This is a genomic window from Massilia sp. TSP1-1-2 (assembly GCF_049896185.1).
Taxonomy (GTDB): domain Bacteria; phylum Pseudomonadota; class Gammaproteobacteria; order Burkholderiales; family Burkholderiaceae_D; genus Telluria_A.
In genome coordinates this window covers 1-564 of sequence record NZ_JAFCTU010000211.1, presented here as the reverse complement: position 1 = coordinate 564, position 564 = coordinate 1, and the positions used below count along the sequence as shown (strand labels likewise).

The window sequence follows — 564 nt, the reverse complement described above, 5'->3', positions numbered from 1 at the left end:
AGCGGGGCGATTTCGATCACCTGACGCTCAATCAGCTTGGCCACGTATTCAAAGCCAAGCATCTCGTAAAGCGCGTCGTAGAGCGGACGCAGGTACGGGTCGATCTTCTGGGCGAGGTCGCCGGGCAGGAAGCCGAGCTTTTCGCCCGCTTCAACCGCCGGGCGCACCAGCAGGATACGCCGCACTTGCTCGCGCTCAAGGGCATCCACTGCGCAGGCCACGGCCAGGTAGGTCTTGCCGGTACCGGCGGGGCCGATGCCGAAATTGATATCGTTACCCAGGATTGCCTTGACGTACTTCTGCTGATTCAAGCCCTTTGGGCGAATCATGCCTTTTTTGGTACGCAGGGCCACGCTGGCTTCGGCGACAGGGTTGTTGGCCAAGTCTTCCACAGCCGACTCCTGCAAATACAGGTGCACGGTTTCTGGCGACAGCTCGCTACCCTTGGTTTCGCGGTAGAGGCGGCGCAGCAGGTTTTCTGCCGATTTAGTGTCTTGGGCTTCACCGATGAGCTCGAACTGATTGCCGCGGTTGCGGATCTCCATGCCCAGGCGTTGTTCGATC

1 protein-coding gene is annotated in these 564 nt (G+C 59.9%); it reads right to left on the bottom strand.

Annotated features, from left to right (window positions below; genetic code table 11):
• A partial coding sequence (locus ACP7BV_RS27760) for a PhoH family protein (protein WP_426108143.1) occupies positions 1 to 545 on the bottom strand: 545 nt, incomplete at its 3' end.
• Between the last annotated feature and the right edge of the window lie 19 nt (positions 546 to 564).